A 20983-nucleotide genomic window follows, 5' to 3' on the forward strand; every position below is an offset into this window, starting at 1 on the left:
GTCAGGCCGGGGCCTGATAGCCGAGGACCTGGTAGTCCCGGGCGTACATCCGCGCGACCAGCTCGCGCAGCTCGTCGGAGACCTGCCGGTCGCGGCCTCCGGGGGCGGTCTGGTTCATCGGCGCGGTCGGTACGGCGGGCGCGCCGATCCGCTCGCACACCTCGGCGAAGTCGCGGTCGAAGGTCTCGATGCGGCCCACGAAGTCGACCCGGTTGAGGTCGATCATCCGGCTCTGCAGCGTCAGGTGTTGGTCGGTGCCCGGGACGGCCGACAGGTCCTGCGCGGCGGTCCACCGGGCGAACTCCTCGACCCGCTGCATCCGCTGGTGGGTGGCCGGGTCGAAGTCGTAGTAGTTGTGGTCGACGACCTTGTCGTGCCACGCCGAGACGAACCGGTCGAGCGGGTCGCGGACGAACGCGAACGTGAAGTAGTCGGCGAAGCTCGCCAGCGGGTAGCGGATCCGCATGGCGTGGTCGACGTCCATGCTCACGCCGTGGGTCTCGCAGTGGTGGCGGATCGTGCGGGTCGCGACCTTGGCCACGCGGTACCAGACGAACCGGTGGCTGTGGCTGATGGTGAGGTTGTACGCCAGGGGGCTGAGCCACGCGGACTGCTCGCCCGCCGCGGCCAGCCGGTCGACCTCCGCCTCCGCCGCCGGGGTCAGGCGGCGCCGGTTGCCCGGGCGCGTACGGAAGAGCAGCGGGTCGGGGCGGGCGTCGGGAGCGTCGGGGCCGGCGGAGGACATCGGCGCGAGGCTACTACGGCACTCGTGGTTTCGAGGCTCGCTTCGCTCGCACCTCGACCACCGAAGGGACGACCTGACTTCGCTGGTTGAGGTGCGAGGAGCGCCAGCGACGAGCCTCGAAACCTCTCTCACCGGCGGGGCAGCCGAGACCGGCCGTCGTACCCGCCGCGCGGCGCCCCCACGCCGAAGAAGTCCGCCAGCGTCGGCGCGACGTCGATCGTCGCGGCGCGCCTCGACGACGTCACCCTGCGCGGCACCCGGCGGTGGCCGCCGGCGAGGAAGAACGGGATCGGCATCGTGGCCGGGTGGCCGTGGTTGCCGGGGATCGGGTTCGACCACTGGTCGGGGTCGCTGAACCGCCAGCCTGCCTTCGCGTAGACGACGACGTCGCCGCCGAGCGGGCCGGTGCGCAGCGCGGGCGTCACCCGCGGGTCGTGCGCGGCGAGCACTCCCGGCACCGCCGAGGCCAGCGCGCGCATCCGCTCGACGGCGGCGTCGAGCAGCGCGGGGTCGCCGGTCCAGTAGAGGAGGTCGGCGCCGCCGTTGTCGGCGATGGCGACGTTGCCGGCGAGCAGCGGGTCGGCCTCGAGCACCGGGGTCAGGTGGATCAGCTGGTGGGGGAGCGACCAGTCCATCGAGTGGTCGGCGAGGACCACGACCAGCGACGTCGTCCAGCGCCCGGACGTCTTCAGCAGGTCGACGAACCGGCCCACCTGGACGTCGGTCGCGGCGAGCGCCGCCTGCCGCGCGGCCCTCGCCCCGAGCGGTCCGGTGAGGTCGGAGTGCCCGAGCCGGTCGATGTCGCCGAGGTTGACGAGCACCAGGTGGGGGTCGTGCTCCTCCACCATCGCGAGCGTCGCCTCCATCGTGAAGAGGTCGGGTGCGTGGCCGGAGACCGGGACGATCGGCGCCGGCTCCCAGCGGTGCGTGGCCCGGCCGCCGAAGATGCCGTAGAGGTACTCCTTGCTGAGCACGGTGCCCGTCGTGAGGCCGTTGCGGTTCAGCCGCTCGATGATCGTGCGGACCCGGATGTCCTCGGGGCGGTCCATGTCGCGCACCTCGCCGGTCGTGCGGTCGAGGATCGAGTTGGCCGGTACGCCCGACCGGTCCGGCCGGACGCCGCTCATCATCATCACGTGGTTGGGGATCGTCTCCATCACCGGCAGCGACGTCGCCCGCGGGTGGTGGAGGCCGCCGTCGCGCAGCGCGCTGGTGCGGGGCATGAGCTCACGCGTGATCTCGTCGGGCCGGCACCCGTCGAGGACGAGGACGTACGCCCTCCTCCGGGTGCCGGCCGACGCCGCCGCTGCAGCTCGCGGCAGGCTCGAGGTGGCGGTGGAGATGGCGACGCCGGCCGCTCCTGCGACCAGCAGCGTGCGTCGCCCCGTACGGATCTCCTCGCGACCGCGCTCGAAGGCGCGGCTCGGAGCCGCGCGGTGGGACGGCCCGCACATCAGGCGTCCACCGGTCCGCTCGCGGCCTGCACCCGGTTGGTGCCGGACCTCGTCGCCCAGGAGGCGGTCCACGACGAGCCCGCGGCGCGGTCGGCACGGTCGCCGACCACGTACCAGTCCATCTGCACTCGCTCCGGCGTGACGTCGAGGACGGAGTAGCCGTGGTCGTCGAAGTTGAGGTACTTCACGTGCCGGTTGTTGGTCTGGATGACCGCCTCGACGGCGAGCGAGGAGGTGCGCGCCGGGGAGCCGGTGATGTCCTTGAGGTTGTTGGACGTGACGGAGGTGCAGACCAGCTCGACGCCGGCCGAGTCGCCGAGCGGGTAGGTCGCCGCGTCGTGGGGGAGGTCGCAGGCCCAGCCGGAGTGGATGTCGCCGGTCAGGAACACCACGTCGCGCAGCCCCTGGTCGCGGATGTGGTCGAAGAGCTCGCGCCGGTCGCGGGTGTAGCCGTCCCACTGGTCGACGTTGTAGGGCGCGCCGTCGCGAGGGAGCAGGCCGGTGACGTCGTTGACCGGGTCGACGAGGTCGTGGGGGAGCTGCGCGAAGGTGACCGGCGCGATCATGACGGGGTTGCCGACGAGCTTCCACTGGGGCCCGCCGCGCCGCAGGCGCCGCTTGAGCCAGTCGAGCTGCGCCCGACCAGCGATGGTGCCGTCCGTGCCGCCGGTCGGGGTGGGCACGGGGCTCGGCGCGGGTGTCGTGGCCTGCCGGTCGCGGTAGGTGCGCAGGTCGAGCATGCTGAGCTCGGCGAGCGCACCGAACCGCAGCGTGCGGAACAGCCGCGTGCCGTCACCCGTGGCGGCGGTGCCGGACATCCGCACCGGCATCCACTCGTCGTACGCCCGGTGCGCGGCGGCGCGACGAGCGGCGTAGTCGCCCTCCGCGGGCTGGTGGTTCTCCGCGCCGTCGCGCCAGGCGTCGTTGGTGACCTCGTGGTCGTCCCAGGTCACGATGAACGGGTGGCGGGCGTGCAACGCACGCAGGTCGGGGTCGGACTTGTACTGCGCGTGCCGCTGGCGGTAGTCGGCCAGGCCGACCATCTCGCGCGCCGGCGCGTGCGGCCTGATGTCGGTGTTGGCGCGGCCGTAGCCGTACTCGCCGGGCGCGTACTCGTAGAGGTAGTCGCCGAGGTGGATCACCGCGTGGAGGTCGTCGCGCCGGGCGAGGTGGCGGTAGGCGGAGAACCAGCCGGCCTGGAGGTTGGCGCACGACACCACGCCGAACCGCAGGCCCGCGGGCGTGGCGTTGCGGGCCGGGGCGGTGCGCGTACGCCCCACCGGGCTCGTCTCACCGCGGCAGGTGAAGCGGTAGAAGTACGCCGCGTCGGGGCGCAGCCGGGTCGCGTCGACCTTCACGGTGTGGTCGCGGGCGGGCCCGGTGCGGACCGACCCCCGGCGTACGACGTCGCGGAACCCGCGGTCGGTAGCGACCTCCCACGTGACCCGTACGCGGGGGCCGGCGCCCGAGCCCGGGTCGGCGGCCGCGGTCGGGGTGACGCGAGTCCAGAGGACGACCGCGCGCGGGAGCGGGTCGCCGGAGGCGACGCCGTGCTGGAAGGTCTCGTGCCGGGGTCGTGCTCCGACGGCCTGGGTGCCGCCGGCGACCGCGGCCGCCCCGGCGCCGCCGGCGATAACGGCCCGTCGGGAGAGGTGGGGTGAGGGGGTCACGGGTGGTTCAACGACGCACCCGCGCCGGGATTACGCCCCGCTTGGCCGCTGGTTGAGCAGGGCGCCCAGCGCCCGTGTCGAAACCCCCGCTTGGCCGCTGGTTGAGCAGGGCGCGCAGCGCCCGTGTCGAAACCCCCGCTTGGCCGCTGGTTGAGCAGGGCGCCCAGCGCCCGTGTCGAAACCGAGGCGAGTCGAGGCCTTGGTTCCGACACGCTCGTTCCTCGCTGCTCAACCAGCGGGACGTTCGGTCGTCCGGCGGCTTTGGCCGCTGGTTGAGCAGGGCGCGCAGCGCCCGTGTCGAAACCGAGGCGAGTCGAGGCCTTGGTTCCGACACGCTCGTTCCTCGCTGCTCAACCAGCGGGACGTTCGGTCGTCCGGCGGCTTTGGCCGCTGGTTGAGCAGGGCGCGCAGCGCCCGTGTCGAAACCGAGCGAGTCGAGGCCTTGGTTTCGACACGCTCGTTCCTCGCTGCTCAACCAACGGGACGTTCGTTCCTCGCTGCTCAACCAGCGGGACGTTCGTGCCTCGCTGCTCGACCAGCGGCACGCGCGCTCAGCCGAACGGGATGCGCCCCCGCAGCGACTCCGGGTCGTTGACCGGCTGCTCGCCGGTCTCCTTGATGACCTCGCGCGCCTTGTCGACGCTGTCCCAGACGTTCCAGAGGACGACGCCGCGGACCTGGCCGGACTTCAGGTAGTAGACGACGCCCGTGCCGATCTCGCCGTCCTTCCAGTCCTCGACCAGGTCGAGGCGGCTGCTGGTCTCGCCGACGGCCTCGTAGCCCTCGTCGAGGATGTCGGACCAGAAGAACGGCGTGTAGTCGTACGCCGCATCGGCGCCGGCCATCACCCTGCCGGCGTGCTCGCCGGACTTCTCGGCGTGGTCGACGTGCTCGACCCGGCGGCGGCCGAGGAGGGCGTCGGGGTAGGACGCGACGTCGCCCGCGGCGTACACGTCGGGGTCGCTGGTGCGCAGGTGGTCGTCGACCACGACGCCGTTGTCGACCTCGAGGCCGGCGGCCTCGGCGAGCCCGGTGCGCGGCAGGACGCCGACGCCGATCACGGCGGCGTCGGCGACGATGTGGGAGTCGTCGTCGAGGCGGATCCGTACGCCGCCGTCGTCCTCCTCGCCACCCGAGACCGAGCCGTGCACGATGGTCACGCCGCGGTCGGCGAGCTCCTTGGTGAGGTGGGCGGCCAGGGCGCGCGGGAACATCTGCTCCTGCACGTCCTCGAGGTCGAGGACGAGGGTGACGTCGATGCCGTTCTGGATCAGCGCCGAGGTGATCTCGGAGCCGATGTAGCCGCCGCCGACGACCGCGACGTGGCTGCCCTTCGCGGCGACCGCGCGCAGCCGCTCGTAGTCGGCGGCGGTGCGGTAGTAGAGGACGCGCGGGCCGGGGTCGACGCCGAGCACGCGCGGCTCTGCGCCGGTCGCGAGCAGGAGCTTGCCGTAGCCGACGCTGCTGCCGTCGGCGAGACGTACGACGTGGGCCTCGCGGTCGATCGCGGTGACGGTGGTGTCGGTGAGGAGGTCGACGGCGTCGTCGTCGTCGAGGTCGCCGGCCAGCGAGCTGCCCTCGAGGGTCGCGTCGTCCTTGAGCCAGAGGTCCTTGGTGAGCACGGGCCGGTAGACCGGCTTGGCGGGCTCGGAGCCGAGCACGCCGATCGTGCCGCTGGCGTCCTCGGCGCGGATGCCCTTCACGGCGCTCGCCGCGGCGACCCCCGCTCCGACGATGACGTAGTCGTAGGTCTTCTCGGCGTCAGTGTTTCGGGCGTCGCTCATGCTGCCATCGTGGCCCGCGGGTGGTGGGCTTTCAACGCCCGTCCCACCCCTACGGCTCTCAGAGGCTGCGGAGCACCGCCGTCACCACGCCGAGGATCGTGGCGTCGTCGCCCGGGATCGGGTCGTAGGCGTCGTTGTGCGGCAGCAGCCAGACGTGGCCGTCCTTGCGCTGGAACGTCTTGACCGTGGCCTCGCCCTCGATCAGCGCGGCGACGATCTGGCCGTTGGTGGCGGTCTGCTCCTGGCGGATCACGACGTAGTCGCCGTTGCAGATGGCCGCGTCGACCATCGAGTCGCCGGAGACCTCGAGCAGGAAGAGCGTGCCGTCGCCGACGAGCTGCTTGGGCAGCGGGAACACGTCGGTGACCTGCTCCTCGGCGAGGATCGGGCCACCGGCGGCGATGCGGCCGACGACCGGGATGTTGACCGCGGTCGGGGCGATGTCGCCGATGCCGGTCTCGTCGACGCTCGACTCCTCGCCGTGGGACAGGGAGCGGCGCGCCGCCATCACCTCGGGGAGGAACACCTCCAGGGCGCGGGGACGGTTGGGGTCGCGCTTGAGGAAGCCCTTGCCCTCGAGCACGCGCAGCTGGTGGGCCACGCTGGACGACGACGTGAGGCCGACGGCCTGGCCGATCTCGCGCATCGACGGCGGGTAGCCCTTGGACTCGATCGAGTCCTTGATCGTGGCGAGCACGCGCTGCTGGCGCGGCGTCAGCCCGGTGGCGTCCGGGGGGCCGTCGGGCATCTCGATGACGTTCTTGTCGTCCTGCTTGGCCATGGCGTCCTCCACTGCGTGGTGCCCCCACCGTCCGCGCCGGGCGGGAGCTGTGCGCTCACCGTAGCCCTCGGTGGGCCCGAGGATCAAACACCTGTTCGAAGTCGCGTGTCGCTGGGATGGCGCTAGTGTCGGTGCGATGCAGACCTCGTGCGTCGTCACCGGTGGAGCGCGCGGGATCGGGCGCGGCATCGCGGAGCTGATGGTCGCGCGCGGCCACGCCGTCGTCATCGGCGACCTCGACGGGTGGGCGGCCGCTGCGACGGCGGCGGAGATCGGCGCGGTCGCGGGCCTCGGTCAGGACGTACGCGATCCCGCCTCCCACGTCCTCGTCGCGGAGGAGGCGGCCCGTCACGGGGCGCTGACGTCGTGGTTCAACAACGCCGGCGTCGGTGACGACGGCGCCCTGGCCGCGCTGACGGACGAGCAGGTGCGCCGCCTGGTGGAGGTCAACCTGCTCGGTACGACGTGGGGCACCCGAGCCGCGCTGGCGGCGTTCGGGCCGGCCGGGGGAGACGTCGTCAACGTCGCCTCGCTGTCGGGCCTCGGGCCGGTGCCGGGCTACAGCATGTACGCCGCGACGAAGGCCGCGGTCGTCTCGCTGTCGGCGTCGGTCAACGCCGAGGCCCCCCGCGGGGTGCGGGTCCACGCGCTGTGCCCCGACGGGGTGGACACCGCGATGCTGGCCGCGCAGGACCCCGACGGCCTCGGCTCGCAGCTGACCCACTCCGGCGGCCCGATCCTCGGCGTGGCCGAGGTCGCCGAGGCGGCCGTCGCCCTCGTGGGCTCGCGCCGCGTGGTGCGGACCGTGCCGGGCTGGCGCGGCGGGGTGGTCCGCGGCGCCGCGCTCGCCCCGGGCGTCACGCAGCACGCCGCGTCGCTGTTCGCGGCGCAGGGGCGCCGCGCGATGCGGCGCCGCGCCGCCGGCTGAGCGCGGGCGCCCGCCCGACCACTTGCCCACTCGAGCGGGCATATGTCCGCTCGAGCAGGGGCATGCTGTGCGACCGGCGACTACTCGGGTCACCAAGTGGACCGCAGGGCGCGATCAGGGCAGGCGTACCTGGCCGTGCTTCATCTTCCAGAGGAAGTACTTCTCGAAGCCGAGCTTCATCGCGTGGGCCTGCGGGCCGGGGATCAGCACGCCGTGCTTGCGCGGCGGCAGCATCTTGTCGGCGAGGATGATGACGCCGTTGTTGCCGGCGTCCATCACGCAGACCGCCGGGATGTCGCCGAACGCCTTGTGCGCGTCGGGTGCCTCGCCCCTGATCTGGGCGGCGATGTTGGTCGCCGCGACGTGGGCCTGCTGCTCGGTGGGGAAGCCGGTCTTGGGGATGCCGACCGGCGTGGGGGTCTGCCACGGGACGTCGACCGCGGCGGCGACGCCCACGGCGTACACGTCGTCGTAGGCCTCGCTCTGGTAGGTGTCGCGCACCTTCACGAACCCGTTGTCGTCGGCGAGCTTGGGCGTGTTGCGGACGACCTCCTGGCCGGAGAACGGCGGGATGATCATCGCGTAGCCGAAGTCGAGCGCGCTCCCGTCGGCGAGCACCAGCCGGCCCTCGTCGACGTGGTCCATCGCGGTGTCGAGGACGGCGTCGATCTTCTCCTTCTTGAGGAACATCCCGAGCAGGCTCTCGCCGTGGGGGAGGCCGCCGATGCCGAAGTGGCCGAGGAACGGCTCGGCGCTGACGTAGGTGAGCTTCACGCGGTCCTTGAGGCCGGCCTTCTTCAGCTGGTAGCTGGTGTTGAAGAGGAACTCGTACGCCGCGCCGAAGCAGCCGGCGCCCTGGGTCGCGCCGATGACGACGTCGCCCGGCTTCTCGCGGAACTGCCGCCAGCCCTCACCGGCGTGGATCGCGTCGTCCATCGTCGTGATGGTGTGCGCGTTGCCGCCCTCGCCGAGGCCGGGGATGACCTCGAAGCGGTTGCGGTAGCCGGTGGCGATGACGAGGTAGTCGTAGTCCTGCGGGCCGGCGGTGGTCTCGACGCGCCGGGCCTCGGGGTCGATCGCGGTGGCCTCGGCGTGGACGAACTCGACGTCGTGCTCCTCGAACGTCGGGCCGACCTTGAAGGTGATGTCGGCGCGGGTGCGCTTGCCGAACGGCACCCAGATCAGCGACGGGGTGAAGAGGAACTCGTCGGAGGAGGACACCACCGTCACGTCGACGTCCCCGTGCAGCTCGTGCTTGACCGTGATGGCGGCGGTGAGACCGCCGAAGTTGCCCCCGAGGACCAGGACCTTCTTGCGCGACATGGCTCGCTCTCCTTGTGTCGTGTGGCTGTGCCTCCACGCTCGTCGCTCCGGGGTGGTGCGGGTAGGTCCGTTGGTCCTCTCCGTGGGGGCCGTCCGGACGTCGAACAATTGTTCGCCCTGATGCTTGCGTTGTTCGAACAGGTGCTCTACCGTCGTACACATGTTCGATCGAACGCCTGATCGACACCCGGTGGCCCAGGCCACTGTCGGTGGGTCCGACTAGACATTCGCTCGACAGAGACATCCGGCTGAATCTTCCCCAGGAGGCCACCATGAGCACCCTCAGCCTTGCCCCCGCCTTTGCCCCCGTTCCCGTCCGCCGCGGCTCGACCGTACGGCTGACCCGGCGCGGGCGCCTCGTGGTCTTCGTGACCTCGCTGTTCCTCGTGCTCAGCGTGGCCTTCATGCTCGCCGGCGGCGCCGTCGGCACGGGCTCGTCCGGTGAGCCGGCGCCCACCGAGATCGTCCAGGTCGCTCCCGGCGACACCCTCTGGGGGATCGCCAGCGAGATCGCGGCCGACGGCGACGTCCGCTCGATGATGAACGAGATCGAGCGCCTCAACGCCCTCGAGTCCACCGGCCTCAGCGCCGGCCAGAAGCTCCGCGTCCCTGTCGTCTCCGACTGACGCGCGAGGCCTCCATCAGCCGCTTCGACCCCGGCTGGTGGAACCAAGGGGAAGACCGAGGGGCGGGCCTGGTGGCCCGCCCCTCGGCGCATGTGTTCTCGGTGGTCGAGCAGCGACCGTCCTTCCCGCATCGGGAATCACCGGTTGCCCGGTGGTTCCCGACAGCAATGTGGAGTCCGTGAGCCGGATAGCGGGTCGCGGACTCCACAATCTCCGCCACCGCAGGGGGACTCGGGTTATCCACAGATCCTCGTCGGGGGTGGTTCGACCCACGCCCGAATGGGTAGTTTCCCGGTGCTGACGTTGTTCTCGGGAAGGCACTTCATGTACGTACGCCGCGCACTCGCGCTCACCATCGCGGTCCCCGTCCTGCTGGCGGGGTGCTCCGACGACCCGGAGCCCACGCCGAAGATCCCGGAGCCGCCGAGCTCGTCCCCGACGCCCTCGGAGCCGGCGACTGAGGAGCCGGAGGCGGAGAGTCCGGAGGAGTTCATCCGGCGGTGGGCCTCGGAGGAGGCTCGGATGGAGAACACTGGCGATACGGCGGACTACCGAGCGCTGTCACAGAAGTGCCGAGCCTGCATCGAGCTTGCTGATCTGGTGGAGCAGTACTACGAAGCAGGAGGCTTCGTCGAATGGGACGGGTGGAAAATTCGAAGCATTCGGTCGCGCGGTACTAGTAGACGTGCGTTTCTAGTGAAGGTGAACTCTGCGCCTACAAAATATGCAGAAAGGGCCGGCGGTAAGGAGAAGTCATTTCCCGGTGGCCCAGGGGCTCATCTGATAACCGTCGCACCCGACGGAACGTCGTGGCAGGTGGTCGACAAGTCCGAGGTGGCCGGGTGATGTCTCAGCTCGTTCGACTTCAAGTTCTCGCCTGCATAGTCTGCGTGCTCGTGTTGACCGGCCCTGCGGCACACGCGGAGTGCGGCGTCGAAGCCGAACTCGGAGAGGTGGTCGAGCAATGCGACAAGTCGGCGGGCGAGATCGAGGCAGAGAAGGCGAAGTACCCAACGGCCAAGTGGACCGTCCGTCAGCTCTGCAAAGACGGCGGACGCAATCCTGAGGGGATCTGCTTCAACCCACAGGAATGCACCACTGTGAGTGGTGTCCCAGGCACTCGATACACTCTCTTCAAGGATGGCGAGAACGATGGAACAGCTTGTCTGAGTGCTGGCGAGGCTGATGCCGTGGACGATCCCCCGCCTATCCGGGTGATTGTTATTGAAGCCTTTGAAAGGCTCGATTGGCCGCCGTCGCACCTGATCGTCCAGCCAGTCGGTGGGAAGACATTGGTCAACCTGGACACCAACTTCTACACGTCCAATAGCGGGTCCAGGAGCATCTCGGTGCGCCTTGTTGAGTCGGAAGTTGTTGTGACGGCTCGCCCCATCTCGTACCAGTGGAACTTCGGCGACGGCACCTCCACGACAACGACCAGTCCCGGGGCGCCGTACCCGAACCTCGACGTCGCCCACGTCTACGAGCAGGTCGACAAGGTCGCTGTCAGCGTCGACACTCAGTACGGCGATGCGAGTTTCACGGTCAACGGCGGCCCGCCCGAGTCGATCCCGTCGACGCTTTGGGTCGCCGGTGAGGCCCAGGACCTCGAGATCGTCGAAGCGCTCCCGCAGCTTGTGCTCCGGTGATGCGTATCCGCCTGATGCGCGGCCTGGCGATTGTCGTGGCTGCCATGACGATCTCAGCCTGCGGGGCGGAGACCGGGGCGCCCAGCCCCAAACAGCCTGCTCCCGATCAATCGGAATCTGGCAAGGCACAGCCAGCCAGCCCCACCGATTCCGGTTCGCCCGACTCTGCCTACTTCGCGCAGGAGCGGATGAACCCTCGGAGATTCCTCCGGCAGTGGGTGGCCGCCAGCGACAAGATGCAGGTCACCGGCAGGACCGCCCCAATTGTGTCCATGATCTCAGGATGCGAGCCGTGTGAGGGGTTCGTCGAGACGGTGGAGGAGGTCTACGCGGACAACGGGACAGTCGACTTCGCAGGTACGTCGATCGTGCGGATCGTGAAGGCGCAGGGATCGGACTCGGTGTACCTCCTCACGAAGGACGTGGCTCCCACCGTCGTCCACCACGGGGATGGACGTCTGGAGAAGTACCCAGGTGGTCGAACCACCTTCAGGTACATCCTCGAACCCGATGGGGACAGCTGGAACGTCGCTCACTTTTTCATCGAACCCAACTGATCGAAGAAGCTGTCAGTTCGCTCGCACCACGGACGAGCAAACTTCGTGCTTGGCCGCCCCTTGCCCCGACCACCCATGAGCGCGGTGTCTGTGCCTGGCCGGGCGCGCAGCTCTGCGCAGACCCGCAACCAGCGAGACCGTGGAGCTCCCGGGCCACCAGGTGACTCATGAACTCCACGATCACCGTGCGGCGCGCTTGCCGCCGACGGGGCGCGGGGGAGCGTCGGGGGACGGGGGCGAGGACGTGATCCCCAGGACACGGAGCATCCGCGCGACCAGGAGGAGGCCGACGAAGAGGCATGCGATGGCGCCGGCGCAGGCGAGGGCCATGAAGGTCCACGCCTGCGAGTTGCCGCCGCGCGCGGCCGTACCGAAGTCGATCGCGGCGTACACGAGGTAGCCCCAGGCCACCACCAGGAGGGTGATCGCGGCGCCCAGGAGCAGCGCCGCCTTGTTCGAGGGACGGGGCTGGCGGGCGCCCTTGCGCGACCCTGCTCTCTTCCCCGTGGACACGGGGTCCATTGTGGCGGATGTGGCCTGAGTGGGGCAGCCGAACGACCCAGAAGGAGGGGTCGACACGCCGCCGCTGGACCACCTCGCACCGCACTGACCTGCGGTTTTACCGAGCCCCGGAAATTGATCCGACGAGGTTCGGCATTCGCTTGCCATGCGTGGTGGGCGGAGCGTACGGTTACCACTACATCTAGTAGTTACACCGCTGTAGTTATCCACATCTGGTGCACAGGCAGAGGGCGCGAACCCACAAGCCAAGGCTAGATGTCCACAGGAAGATCCACAGGCGCCACCCCGTTGTACGGGTGTACGAGCCGCGCCCACACGTACCCGGGAGGAGGGCCGCCATGCACTGTCCCTACTGCAAGAACGAGGACACCAAGGTCCTCGACTCCCGCGTCGCCGACGACGGCGGCTCGATCCGCCGCCGGCGTACGTGCGCGGCCTGCGACCGGCGCTTCACGACGGTCGAGAAGATGCAGCTCACGGTGCTCAAGCGCTCGGGCGCGACCGAGCCGTTCAACCGCGACAAGGCGATCGCCGGCGTACGGAAGGCCTGCAAGGGCCGCCCGGTCACCGACGCCCAGCTCGCCTGCCTCGGCCAGGAGGTCGAGGACGCACTCCGTCTGAGCGGGCAGGCCGAGTTCGACGCCAACGACGTCGGCCTCGCGATCCTCGCCCCGCTGCGGGCGCTCGACGAGGTGGCGTACCTCCGGTTCGCCTCCGTCTACCGCGCGTTCGAGTCGGCCGACGACTTCGACGCGGAGATCAAGATGCTGCGGCTCGAGCGAGCCGCGGACGATCAGCCGGCGCATCCTGCGCATTCGGGCTGACCCCCAAGCGGCCCGGCAGGTAGTGGGGAAGCTGCCTGCCGGGCCTTCCAAGCAGCCGCGAGAAGACTCGCGAAGTTGAAGCAGAACCAAGGAAGAGGAGAACCCATGACCGAGACGGTGAGCACCCGCGCGAAGGCGAGGGGCAAGGGCCTGAAGATGGAGCGCGTCTTCAGCACCGAGGGCACCCACCCCTACGACGCCATCACGTGGGAGCGTCGCGACGTCGTCCAGCAGAACTGGAAGACCGGCGAGACCGTCTTCGAGCAGCGCGGCGTGGAGTTCCCCGACTTCTGGTCGGTCAACGCCTCGACCATCGTCACCACCAAGTACTTCCGCGGCGCCGTCGGCACCGACGCCCGCGAGTGGAGCCTCAAGCAGCTCATCGACCGGGTCGTGAAGACCTACACCAAGGCCGGCATCGACCACGACTACTTCGCCACCGACGCCGACGCCGAGATCTTCGAGCACGAGCTGACCTGGCTGCTGGTCAACCAGTACTTCTCCTTCAACTCTCCCGTCTGGTTCAACGTCGGCACCCCGTCGCCGCAGCAGGTCTCGGCCTGCTTCATCCTCTCGGTCGACGACTCGATGGACTCGATCCTCAACTGGTACAAGGAGGAGGGCTTCATCTTCAAGGGCGGCTCGGGCGCCGGCCTCAACCTCTCCCGTATCCGCTCCTCCAAGGAGCTCCTCTCCTCCGGCGGCACGGCGTCGGGCCCCGTGTCCTTCATGCGCGGCGCCGACGCGTCCGCCGGCACCATCAAGTCGGGCGGCGCGACGCGTCGTGCGGCCAAGATGGTCGTCCTCGACGTCGACCACCCCGACATCGAGGAGTTCGTGATGACGAAGGCCAAGGAGGAGGACAAGATCCGCGCCCTCCGCGACGCCGGGTTCGACATGGACCTCGGCGGTGCCGACATCACCTCCGTCCAGTACCAGAACGCCAACAACTCCGTCCGTGTCAGCGACGAGTTCATGCGCGCGGTCGAGGACGGCACCGAGTTCGGCCTGCGCTCGCGCGGCACCGGCGAGGTCATCGAGACCGTCGACGCCCGCGACCTGTTCCGCAAGATCAGCGAGGCCGCCTGGGCCTGCGCCGACCCGGGCCTGCAGTACGACGACACGATCAACGACTGGCACACCAACCCAGAGACCGGGCGCATCACCGCGTCCAACCCGTGCTCGGAGTACATGTCGCTCGACAACTCCTCGTGCAACCTGGCGTCGCTCAACCTGCTGAAGTTCCTCAAGGACGACGACACCTTCGACGCCGCCCTCTTCGCGAAGGCCGTCGAGTTCATCATCACCGCGATGGACATCTCGATCTGCTTCGCCGACTTCCCGACCGAGGCGATCGGCCAGACCACCGTCGACTACCGCCAGCTCGGCATCGGGTACGCCAACCTCGGCGCGCTGCTGATGGCGATGGGCCTCGGGTACGACTCCGAGGGTGGCCGCTCGATGGCTGCCGCGATCACCTCGCTCATGACCGGAACCTCCTACAAGCGCAGCGCCGAGCTCGCCGGGATCGTCGGTCCGTACGCCGGGTACGCCCGCAACGCCGACGCCCACAAGCGCGTGATGCGCAAGCACCAGGCGGCCAACGACGTTGTCCGCGTGCTGCACACGGAGGACGGCCGCGTGCACAAGCTGGCCACCAAGGCGTGGGCCGACGTGATCAAGCTGGGCGAGAAGAACGGCTTCCGCAACGCGCAGGCCTCGGTCCTCGCGCCCACCGGCACCATCGGCTTCATGATGGACTGCGACACCACCGGCATCGAGCCCGACTTCTCGCTGGTGAAGTTCAAGAAGCTCGTCGGCGGCGGCTCGATGCAGATCGTCAACCAGACCATCCCGCGGGCCCTGAAGAAGATGGGCTACCAGGAGGAGCAGGTCGAGGCGATCGTCGCCTACATCGCCGAGCACGGCCACGTGGTCGACGCGCCCGGCCTGAAGACCGAGCACTACGAGATCTTCGACACCGCGATGGGCGCCCGCGCGCTCAAGCCGATGGGCCACGTGCGGATGATGGCGGCCGCGCAGCCGTTCCTCTCCGGCGCGATCTCCAAGACGGTCAACCTGCCGGAGTCGGCCACGGTCGAGGAGATCGAGGACGTCTACCTGCAGTCCTGGAAGCTCGGGCTCAAGGCGACCGCGATCTACCGCGACAACTGCAAGGTCGGGCAGCCGTTGTCCGACGGTGGCGGCAAGGCCAAGAAGGACGCCGCCGACAAGGCTGCCGGGTCGGTTGAGCCCGTCGAGACCAAGGTCGTGGAGAAGGTCGTCTACGCCCCGGTCCGCAAGCGCCTGCCGAAGTCGCGCGTCTCCCGTACGACGTCGTTCACCGTCGGCGGTGCCGAGGGCTACATGACCTCCGGCGCCCACGACGACGGCCAGCTCGGCGAGGTCTTCCTCAAGCTCGGCAAGCAGGGCTCGACCCTGGCCGGCGTGATGGACGCCTTCTCGATCGCGGTGTCGATCGGCCTGCAGTACGGCGTACCGCTGGAGACGTACGTCTCGAAGTTCACCAACCTGCGCTTCGAGCCCGCCGGCCTGACCGACGACCCGGACGTGCGGATGTCGCAGTCGATCATGGACTACATCTTCCGCCGCCTGGCCCTGGACTACCTGTCCTTCGAGGAGCGCTCGCAGCTCGGCATCTACTCCGCCGAGGAGCGTCAGCGTCACCTCGAGACCGGCTCCTACGAGCCGCTCGTGGAGGAGACCGGCAGCGCATCCGAACTCCGCGAGGCCGCCGCTCCCCTGGTTGAGCAGGGCGACGAAGGAGCCCGTGTCGAAACCAAGGTCGACGTCGAGACCAAGGACACCCACGGCTCCGAGGCCCGCGAGGTCCCGGCCCACGTGACCACGGGCGAGGCCAAGACCACCGCCGAGCTCTTCGAGAAGCTCACCGGCACCGCCGTCGACTCCCCGCTCTGCATGACCTGTGGGACGAAGATGCGCCCGGCTGGCTCGTGCTACGTGTGCGAGGGCTGCGGGAGCACCAGCGGCTGCAGCTGACCTGACAGAACGCGAAGGGCCCCGACCTCGAGTGTGAGGTCGGGGCCCTTCAGCGTGTGTCGGACGACAGAGAATTGATCTGATAGAGACAGGTGCGTGCTCTAGCGCTCGCGACCGTCGCGCGTGGGCGGGACGCTACTGAGCAACCGCAGACGCATGATTGAAGAAGTCCATCGGCATCTGGGTCCCAAGACGCCAGGTGATTGCAATCGGACGATCGCCTGTGTGGCTGACGTACGTCGCCGGCCCCAGGAAGAGATAGGGCGACGTGCCGAAGTCGTCTTTCTGCTCCTGGCGCACAAACAGGAGCACAGTGCTCGTGCCGTTGAGGTATCGCTGCCCCGTTTTCGACGTGACCGACGTCGTTGACTGCGTCTCCCAATGGAACAGATCCCGGGAGATGGGGTAGTCGGCGTACATCGTGGAGGGGGAGTAGTCGGCTTCCGACTTCTTGAGGGTGATGAAGAAGGCGTCGACGTTCAGGTGTTCGAGATAGAGCACTCCCTCGCGGAAGCTGTTGGGATTCCGCGGGAAGTCGAGCGCGGCGAGGATCTCTTCACGCTGATACCTGGCGTGGATCTTCAAAGGTACGTCTGCCAGCGCAGGCGGGAGATCGGACGGAACGTGGCGCGCGGCCTCGTAGCTGAGGTCGACGACTGTCGAGATCTCTGCGCGGGTTGCGACTTCCCTGCGAAGAGCGTCGAGACCCTCGTCGATGGAGGCGTACCCCCCGCCGTCGGACCAGAGGGAGTAGTAGAGCATCCGCGCCAGGCGCTGCTCGGCCTGCGACATCCGCGAGTAGTCCGGCGCCCCATCGTCTAGCAGTGCCTTGTAGGCCGTTGCCCTGGTTGGGTCATCCACGTGGGCGAACGCACGTACGCGCTTCAGGAGCTTGGCTTCGAGCTCGGAGCCCGGCAGCGTGGGCAGGTCGGCATCTCTACGAAGCTTGGTCCACGAGTGACTTCCCCTCCTGAGAATGTCGCTGAGCTCCAGCCCTGAGACGTCGAGGAACTCTGCGAGTGAGTCGTCCTTGGTGGACTTGAGGTGAGCGACGATCTGCGCCCAGCGGTTGCTGATCTGGGACCGGAGGTTGTCCAGGACCACCTGCTGGCACTGCTGATCCAGTCGGACCTGACATCCAGACGGCAGGAAGGGAAAGTCTTCCTTCACCGCTTTCTCAAGCTGCTTGCCGTGCAGTCCCGTGAGAGCGCTGAACTTGCGCGCGAAGCTGAACTCCTTACGGTGGTAGCCGACGAAGTCAAGGACGGTGAGAACTGCCTTGGTCGTCGTCCGGCGCAGCCCCCGGCCCAACTGCTGCATGAAGATGGTGGAGCTCTCTGTCGGCCTCAAGAACAGCACCGTGTCGACGTCGGGGATGTCGAGGCCCTCATTGAAGACGTCGACGGTGAAGAGCACATTCACCGAGGCATCTCGAAGTTCGCGCAACGCGGTCGCCCGTTCGTCGTGAGGCGTGGTCCCGGTGACAGTGCGAGCCGGAATGCCGGCATCGTTGAACACGCGCGTCATGTACTCGGCGTGTGCAACGCTGACGCAGAAGCCCAGTGCGCGCATCTGTCCAGCGTCGGCAATCTTGTCCTCGACCGCCTTCAGGATGATTCGCGCACGTGCGTCGTTGCCAGTGAAGACGCCATCGAGCTGGGTCTCGTCGTACTTGCCTCGAGACCAGGTGATCGAGCGAAGGTCGGTGCCGTCGGCGATCGCGAAGTAGTGGAACGGGCAGAGAAGGTCGGCTCCGAGGGCATCCCACAGTCGAAGCTCGGCCGCCGTCCGGCCGTCGAAGATGCTGCGCACATCCACTCCATCGCCGCGCTCTGGCGTCGCAGTGAGGCCCAAGAGCTCTCGAGGCGTCAGATGGTTAAGGATCCGTCGATAGGTCCGTGCTTCCGCGTGATGGAACTCGTCGATGACAACGATCTCGAATGCGTCAGCTGGGATGTTGGTGACGCCGTAGGCAGTCAGCGACTGGATGCTGGCGAAGACGTGCTGCCACCGCTCGGGCCGCTGGCCGCCGACGTACAGTTCCCCGAAGTCGCCGTCCCCGAGCACCTCGCGGTAGGTCCGCATTGACTGCAGCAGGATTTCCTTGCGGTGCGCCACGAACAGCAGTGGCGGCCGCCTGCCGGCTTCGTGCGCGAGGTTTCGGTAATCGAGGGCAGCTATGACGGTCTTGCCCGTGCCTGTTGCCGCGACGACGAGATTGCGATGCCGGTCGTGAAGCACACGCTCAACCTGGATCGCGTCGAGCATCTCCTGCTGATACGGGTAGGGGCGCACCTCGAGGCCCGCAAGCGTGATCGTGACCCGGTCGGACGACTTGCCGCCCTTGGCTTCGAGAAGCGCGTCATCGAGGCGATCGCGATCGCGTTCGGGGTCGTATGACTCGAACTCGGGGCTGTTCCAGTACGCGTCGAAGGTGGCGCGGAACTTGTCGAGCAGGCTCGGGGTCGCGGCCGTGCTGAGTCGCACATTCCATTCGACCCCCTCCAGCATGGCCGAGGTAGTGAGGTTCGAGGAGCCTACGTATGCGGTGTCGAAGCCCGTGTCGCGCCCGAAGAGCCAGGCCTTGGCGTGAAGGCGCGTGCGCTTGGCGTCGTACTGGACCTTCACCTCCGCCCCGAACTCGTTGACCAAGCGGTCGAGTGCGCGCCTTTCGGTGCCGCCGATGTACGTCGTGGTGACCACCCGAATCGGCACCCCGGCTTCGTCCGCGGCCTTGAGCTCGTTCTCGATGAGACGCAGCCCGTGCCACATGACGAAGGCGCACAGAAGGTCGACCGTGTCTGCCGAGTCGATCTCGGCCCGGAGTTCGGAGGCAAGGCTGGGCTCGCCGTGTGCATTGGTGAGCAGCGCGGCGTCGTTCAGGGGAGTCTTGGGACGCAGCGCCATCCGGGTCACCTGACCCGGGCCTGCGGGCCGACGTACGGCGAGCAGTTGCTCAACGGGCGGAGTGACAGGCCGGTGCGAATCTTCGATGACTCGCAAGAAGTCGTTCGCCGCGTCGAGACGCGCCACGGGATCTTTGATTGCTGCCAGGCGGCGTTGAAGTGCGAACGCGATATGCCGGCTCAGAACGTGTACTTGATCCGCTTCATCCACGCGGCCCTGTTCGTGCTCGTGCGCTTCGTCGACATTGATCAGCGACTGAAGCTGCTCGGTGACGAGCGTTTCGTGAAGTCCAACTGGCAGTGAAGAAGGTTCATGCACGCGACGGAAGCTTGCCAGGCGCATCCGACGAGATGTCGGGATTCGGGCGGTTCGTGAAGGCCAACCCGCCGGTTTCAATCTTTCGTCAGGCCGGTCAAGTGCCGAACGACGTCCTCGACCGCCGGCACATCCGCTGGAGCCCAAGCCAGGTCGGTGAGGCGGTCGGGCTGCAGCCAGAACTCAGCTGCGTGTTCAGTGAGCGATGGCTCGCCCGCGATCAGGTCGCAGTAGTAGGTCGTGAGGCGAACGGTGCCGAAGTCGTAGTCATGTGCGGTGGTGGTGACCTTGTTGCCCACCTTCACTTCACACAGGAGTTCCTCCTGGATCTCGCGAGTCAGGGCGGTGATCTCGTCTTCGCCGGGCTCGACCTTTCCGCCAGGGAACTCCCACATGCCAGGCAGGCTGCCGTCAGGTCCGCGTTGGACGCAGTAGACGAGTCCGTCGCGGACGATCACCGCGCCGACCACCTCGATCGTTCGCTTCACCGCGCCAATACTGCCGCCTAGTGAGCGCCGGGCTGACAGAGGTGCGTGAGCACGTACCCGAGCGAGTTCCCATATAGCCCTGGGGTCATAGATTCCCGCAATCGCCGGTGAACCCGCTCCGATGTGCTTAGCCTTCCCGCCGGGGGTGTTTGACATGGAAGCAGGGGAGTCCGCGTACGACGTGGCGAAGCGGCAGCGTGAAATGGCCGAGCGGCTGCAACGCTCAGCCGCGCTGTGGGAGCGCGGCGCCGAGGGAGAGGTCGCTGTGGCTCGTGCCCTCGAGGCGCTGCCCGACGGGTGGGTGGTCCTGCACGACCTGGCGTGGCCGGGTCGGAAGAGGGCCAACATCGACCACGTCGTCGTCGGACCGGGCGGGGTGTTCGTCGTCGACGCCAAGAACTGGTCGGGTCGAGTAGAGATCCGCGACCAGGTCCTGATGCAGAACGGCCGGCGTCGCGAGCCGGCTGTCGTCTCCGCTGCCGAAGCCGCCATCGGCCTCCAGAGCATCGTGCCTCCGCCGGCCTCCTGCATGGGCGTCCTGTGCTTCGTGCACGACGATCCACTGACAGGTTGGGCGCGAGACGTGATGGTGTGCTCGACCAGCAACGTCGCGACCATGCTGCTCTCCCGTCCATCCGTGCTCAGCGCGGAGGACGTACGACGCAGCGTGGACGCGATCAGGCTCATGCCGACGGGGTCGCCGCCGGCGTCGGGCCGCCTGGCCAAGCCTCGACCGTCGACGCCCAGTCGTACGACCGCGAAGCGGAGGCGCGGGCATCCGGTTGCCGTCCTCGTCGGTGCTCTGGTCCTCCTGTTCGCGGTCTCCAGCGGCGGTCTCGCGAAGGCAGGCGGCTGGTTGGGCGAGCGGATGGTCGAGGTGATTGCCCCAACTGATCCCGTCGAGCCGACCCCCTCGCAGCCCGCGAAGCAGCGCGAGCAGAAGCAGCAGAAGCAAGAGAACAAGCAGCTGGACGGGCAGCAGAGCCGATCGCGCGCAGGCTGATCCGGTCGCGGACGATTCAGTCGCGCTCCCAGGGCGCCTCGTCGCCCATCTTCGCGTAGTACTTCGCGAGGTGGTTCTTGACGCGCTCGACGTCCTTCGAGGGCAGGTCGACGCCGCCGCGACCGCCGGCCATGACGTTGCCGGCGGCCATCACGCCGCGGGGGACCGCGCACAGCTTGCCGTCGATGATGTCGGCGACGAGCAGCTTGTAGGCGGTGAAGTTGCTCTTCTTGTCCGCGTCGTACCAGACGTGGGCGTCGCGGTACTTATCGTTGGGACCGTCCTCGGCGCCGGCCCACTCGCGTACCCGCTTCTCGGCGGCGTCGCCGTCCCAGTCGTGGTCGCGGTCCGCGAGGGGCAGGTTCTGGAAGCTCGTCACAGCCATG

At 68.5% G+C, this 20983-nt stretch carries 18 protein-coding genes; 8 read left to right on the top strand and 10 right to left on the bottom strand.

Annotated elements, in window-relative coordinates:
• Window position 1 precedes the first annotated feature (1 nt).
• The 5 genes from EXE59_RS07755 to lexA form a co-directional block, all read right to left on the bottom strand.
• On the bottom strand, window positions 2-745 hold the full coding sequence (locus EXE59_RS07755) for a sulfotransferase family 2 domain-containing protein (protein ID WP_135838391.1): 744 nt from the start codon (window positions 743-745) through the stop codon (window positions 2-4).
• A 128-nt stretch (window positions 746-873) separates the two neighbouring features.
• The gene (locus EXE59_RS07760) at window positions 874-2199 is read right to left on the bottom strand and encodes an alkaline phosphatase family protein (RefSeq protein WP_135841178.1); all 1326 of its coding nucleotides are present in this window, start codon (window positions 2197-2199) and stop codon (window positions 874-876) included.
• Complete coding sequence (locus tag EXE59_RS07765; protein ID WP_135838392.1) at window positions 2199-3869, bottom strand: alkaline phosphatase D family protein; 1671 nt, start codon at window positions 3867-3869, stop codon at window positions 2199-2201. Before EXE59_RS07765 ends, EXE59_RS07760 begins: the two co-directional genes overlap by 1 nt.
• 551 nt (window positions 3870-4420) lie before the next feature.
• Complete coding sequence (locus tag EXE59_RS07770; RefSeq protein ID WP_135838393.1) at window positions 4421-5653, bottom strand: NAD(P)/FAD-dependent oxidoreductase; 1233 nt, start codon at window positions 5651-5653, stop codon at window positions 4421-4423.
• A gap of 58 nt (window positions 5654-5711) precedes the next feature.
• Window positions 5712-6434 carry a transcriptional repressor LexA gene (gene lexA / locus EXE59_RS07775; RefSeq protein ID WP_135838394.1) on the bottom strand — a complete coding sequence of 241 codons (723 nt, stop codon included), beginning with the start codon at window positions 6432-6434 and terminating at the stop codon, window positions 5712-5714.
• 136 nt (window positions 6435-6570) lie between these two features.
• Here lexA and EXE59_RS07780 point away from each other — a divergent pair, with 136 nt between their 5' ends.
• On the top strand, window positions 6571-7362 hold the full coding sequence (locus EXE59_RS07780; RefSeq protein ID WP_135838395.1) for an SDR family NAD(P)-dependent oxidoreductase: 792 nt from the start codon (window positions 6571-6573) through the stop codon (window positions 7360-7362).
• A gap of 114 nt (window positions 7363-7476) precedes the next feature.
• Here the strand turns inward: EXE59_RS07780 and EXE59_RS07785 are convergent, their stop codons facing one another.
• Window positions 7477-8685 carry an NAD(P)/FAD-dependent oxidoreductase gene (locus EXE59_RS07785; RefSeq protein ID WP_168218437.1) on the bottom strand — a complete coding sequence of 403 codons (1209 nt, stop codon included), beginning with the start codon at window positions 8683-8685 and terminating at the stop codon, window positions 7477-7479.
• Window positions 8686-8957: 272 nt separating this feature from the next.
• Between EXE59_RS07785 and EXE59_RS07790 the strand changes: the two genes are divergently transcribed.
• The 4 genes from EXE59_RS07790 (at window position 8958) to EXE59_RS07805 (ending at window position 11517) form a co-directional block, all read left to right on the top strand.
• Entirely contained in the window at window positions 8958-9311 is a 354-nt protein-coding gene (locus EXE59_RS07790; RefSeq protein WP_135838397.1) for a LysM peptidoglycan-binding domain-containing protein, read from the top strand.
• 294 nt (window positions 9312-9605) lie between these two features.
• Complete coding sequence (locus tag EXE59_RS07795; RefSeq protein ID WP_135838398.1) at window positions 9606-10157, top strand: hypothetical protein; 552 nt, start codon at window positions 9606-9608, stop codon at window positions 10155-10157.
• Entirely contained in the window at window positions 10157-10960 is an 804-nt protein-coding gene (locus tag EXE59_RS07800) for a PKD domain-containing protein (protein ID WP_135838399.1), read from the top strand. Before EXE59_RS07795 ends, EXE59_RS07800 begins: the two co-directional genes overlap by 1 nt.
• A complete protein-coding gene (locus EXE59_RS07805; protein ID WP_135838400.1) occupies window positions 10960-11517 on the top strand; it encodes a hypothetical protein in 558 nt (185 codons plus the stop codon). Before EXE59_RS07800 ends, EXE59_RS07805 begins: the two co-directional genes overlap by 1 nt.
• A gap of 180 nt (window positions 11518-11697) precedes the next feature.
• On the opposite strand, the gene EXE59_RS07810 is transcribed toward EXE59_RS07805, so the two are convergent.
• Window positions 11698-12030 (bottom strand): hypothetical protein, encoded by a 333-nt coding sequence (locus tag EXE59_RS07810; RefSeq protein ID WP_135838401.1) that lies wholly within the window; start codon window positions 12028-12030, stop codon window positions 11698-11700.
• A 347-nt stretch (window positions 12031-12377) separates the two neighbouring features.
• On the opposite strand from EXE59_RS07810, the gene nrdR reads away from it, so the two are divergent.
• Together nrdR and EXE59_RS07820 are read left to right on the top strand one after the other, a co-directional pair.
• On the top strand, window positions 12378-12863 hold the full coding sequence (gene nrdR, locus EXE59_RS07815) for a transcriptional regulator NrdR (RefSeq protein ID WP_129455295.1): 486 nt from the start codon (window positions 12378-12380) through the stop codon (window positions 12861-12863).
• Window positions 12864-12968: 105 nt separating this feature from the next.
• The gene (locus EXE59_RS07820; protein WP_135838402.1) at window positions 12969-15884 is read left to right on the top strand and encodes a vitamin B12-dependent ribonucleotide reductase; all 2916 of its coding nucleotides are present in this window, start codon (window positions 12969-12971) and stop codon (window positions 15882-15884) included.
• 135 nt (window positions 15885-16019) lie between these two features.
• On the opposite strand, the gene EXE59_RS07825 is transcribed toward EXE59_RS07820, so the two are convergent.
• Together EXE59_RS07825 and EXE59_RS07830 are read right to left on the bottom strand one after the other, a co-directional pair.
• A complete protein-coding gene (locus tag EXE59_RS07825; RefSeq protein ID WP_210428926.1) occupies window positions 16020-19133 on the bottom strand; it encodes a DEAD/DEAH box helicase in 3114 nt (1037 codons plus the stop codon).
• A 50-nt stretch (window positions 19134-19183) separates the two neighbouring features.
• Complete coding sequence (locus EXE59_RS07830; RefSeq protein ID WP_135838403.1) at window positions 19184-19594, bottom strand: (deoxy)nucleoside triphosphate pyrophosphohydrolase; 411 nt, start codon at window positions 19592-19594, stop codon at window positions 19184-19186.
• Window positions 19595-19748: 154 nt separating this feature from the next.
• On the opposite strand from EXE59_RS07830, the gene EXE59_RS07835 reads away from it, so the two are divergent.
• On the top strand, window positions 19749-20597 hold the full coding sequence (locus EXE59_RS07835; RefSeq protein ID WP_210428927.1) for a nuclease-related domain-containing protein: 849 nt from the start codon (window positions 19749-19751) through the stop codon (window positions 20595-20597).
• A 16-nt stretch (window positions 20598-20613) separates the two neighbouring features.
• Here the strand turns inward: EXE59_RS07835 and EXE59_RS07840 are convergent, their stop codons facing one another.
• On the bottom strand, window positions 20614-20982 hold the full coding sequence (locus EXE59_RS07840) for a hypothetical protein (RefSeq protein ID WP_135838405.1): 369 nt from the start codon (window positions 20980-20982) through the stop codon (window positions 20614-20616).
• Window position 20983 lies beyond the last annotated feature (1 nt).

Origin of the sequence: Nocardioides eburneiflavus, assembly GCF_004785795.1 — a bacterium.
In the GTDB taxonomy this organism is placed as follows: Bacteria; Actinomycetota; Actinomycetes; order Propionibacteriales; family Nocardioidaceae; genus Nocardioides; species Nocardioides eburneiflavus.